Origin of the sequence: Bacillus sp. C30 (assembly GCF_040838255.1) — a bacterium.
Classification (GTDB): Bacteria; Bacillota; Bacilli; order Bacillales; family Bacillaceae_G; genus Bacillus_A; species Bacillus_A mycoides.
In genome coordinates this window covers 1-2434 of sequence record NZ_JBFPJH010000436.1, presented here as the reverse complement: position 1 = coordinate 2434, position 2434 = coordinate 1, and the positions used below count along the sequence as shown (strand labels likewise).

Sequence of the window (2434 nt, the reverse complement as noted above, 5' to 3'; positions counted from 1 at the left end):
GTTTTGTCATATGTATTTCCACAATGTAATAAAACCACTTCCATTTGCACCAGGTGAAGAAGTAGACGATGTGATGAAAGTACATGCAACTTCTTTTCTACAACTATTAAGAAGAGAGATTTCATCTTTAACGACTAATTCTGTTTTAAACAGTAATCCGATAACGATAACATTTGAAGATATTTATCCTTATGCTCTTGAATACTATGAATTTGTTATAGTGCAAGGACAAGAATTGCTAAACAAAAATAGTTTATAAAAAAATAGGACTCCCAGCTTACTTTATTCGGGAGTCTTATTTTTTTATTGCTCAAGTATCTTTAATTTTTTCTCTACTCGTATAAATAATCGTATAATTAACAACAGCATAACAATCATAATCGCTATCATTGTATGTGGATATCTAAACAGTATACTAATAACACTTCCAATTAACATCATAATGAATCCATTTTGTTTCATCACTTCTGCACTATACTTGTTACCTGCATCCCATAATTCCTTATTTTTCATAGACCGTTTCGTACGGTAACCATATGCTGCGTTAATATCCGTCGGTGGATTTTTTTGAAGAATAAGTGCCGCAAGTATAAATATAATACCAATCAATATGCTCATTCCTATGTTTACTAGTGCATCCATCAATTATATCCCCCCTAACTTACACCTTCATTATACTATACAACTCTTAAAATCCCAATTATTAACATTTTTATTTTCTCTCTTTAGATGTATGGAACATACTTGGAAGTGTTACAAAACGTGCCCCTTTCGTTTTTAACTGCGGAATGATTTTGTCTAGTGCATCGACAGATCCTTGCAAATGTCCACCTGGAGTCGAATGTTGAAGTATGACACTTCCTGGAAATGAATTCCCTAGCACATTATTTGTAATCGTATCAGCACTTACCCCTTTCCAATCAACTGTATCAACACTCCACTGTACAATCATAAAATTTTGCTCTGTCGCCCACTTCAATTGATTTTCAAGTATTTCACCGTATGGCGGACGTATAAACTTCGGTGCATAACCAGCTAAATGATTTAATATTTCTTCCGTTTTTATAATTTGATTACGGTATTCAGCCTCATTTACTTTCGCTAAATTCGGATGATTATACGTATGGTTACCAATTACATGCCCTTCATTCGCGATACGCTTTACTACATTCGGAAACTTTTCTGCATTTTCACCAAGTAAGAAAAAAGTAGCTTTTACATTATATTGTTTTAACTTATCTAAAATTTTTGGCGTAAATACTAAATCTGGTCCATCATCAAATGTAAGAGCTACTTCCGCTTTATTGTATGGTCCTGAAAATGCATACGCATATTTTTCAACCCATGAAAAAGGTGTCCATGACCCCCGATTCTCTTCCTTCACTTTGACTTGATCATTTTGCGGAACATTTAATACATACGGCACTGCGTCTATATAGTTTCCATAATAAAATGAATGATATGGCATATAAGCATACGAAACATTTCGTTCTAGTCCCCAATGAAATGGAACGAACATTTCTGGTGCGTAAAAATAATACATGATAAAAACCTCCCTAAAATTTCATATGTGATTCATCTGTACTTTGTTAGAGAAATTCTTATTCATGAACAAAAATAAGACTGTCCGTAATTAGGACAGTCTTACTGCTTTATACAATTAATAAAGTGAAACTTTAATCAGTGGGGGTTTTACTGCCCGTTTATGCGGGATAAATCGATGTACTATCTTTCGGCAAAACTTTCACATGTTTTAAATAGCTTGTCACTTTGTCATCATCATCTTGCGGGTATTGATATCCATATGTGTTAGCAATTTCGTTCGCAACTTCCCTAAATAAATCACCCATTACAAAGAATGACTCCCATATATTTTCATATTCTGCATTTGAAAATGTCTTTCTAAATTGCTCCCACGTATCTTTTTCAACATATTGCTCGAAATGCTTACCAAACTTTCCGGTATTCACTGTAAAATTTGTTTTCATACCAATATGCCATTCTAGCATTACGATTAACATATCACGCATTGGGCCTTCAAGCATTCCTTTCGCATAAGAAAGTTCCTCGCGCCACAATCCTTTTCCTACATTTGTACTGCACCACCAAAATTCATTACAGCAATCCAAAAACTCTTTTTCTGTAGGATTTTTTATAACGTAATCTTTATCACTTGCTGGCGGAAATTCTCCAATACATTTGTCTTTATCCAGTAGTAATTTACTTAAACTATCCTGTCCAATAAATTTATTTATTAAATCAACTGGAACTAGCATTAAATCAATTCGATTCCCATCCATGAACTGCATTAAATACGGAAATTTCCCGTCTTTATCAGCTGGAAGTAACGACATTTCTTCCGGCATTTGCACAATCATTATTTCTCCAAATCTATTAATCCAACTATGATTACACGTAAAAGATTGTATATCTT

Annotated in this window: 3 protein-coding genes and 1 pseudogene; 1 reads left to right on the top strand and 3 read right to left on the bottom strand. The window is 33.6% G+C overall.

The window, feature by feature from the left end; genetic code table 11:
- Window positions 1-259: pseudogene (locus AB3X49_RS21380) on the top strand (NUDIX hydrolase); the annotation flags it as partial.
- Between the two features lie 44 nt (window positions 260-303).
- On the opposite strand, the gene AB3X49_RS21375 reads toward AB3X49_RS21380, so the two are convergent.
- The 3 genes from AB3X49_RS21375 to AB3X49_RS21365 all read right to left on the bottom strand — a co-directional run.
- Window positions 304-642, bottom strand: coding sequence for an SdpI family protein (locus tag AB3X49_RS21375; protein ID WP_002012358.1), 339 nt, complete (start codon window positions 640-642; stop codon window positions 304-306).
- A gap of 70 nt (window positions 643-712) precedes the next feature.
- Window positions 713-1543, bottom strand: coding sequence for a peptidoglycan-N-acetylglucosamine deacetylase (locus AB3X49_RS21370; RefSeq protein ID WP_367964597.1), 831 nt, complete (start codon window positions 1541-1543; stop codon window positions 713-715).
- Between the two features lie 160 nt (window positions 1544-1703).
- Window positions 1704-2434: aminoglycoside 6-adenylyltransferase (locus AB3X49_RS21365; RefSeq protein WP_367964595.1), on the bottom strand; the 731-nt coding region annotated here is incomplete at its 5' end.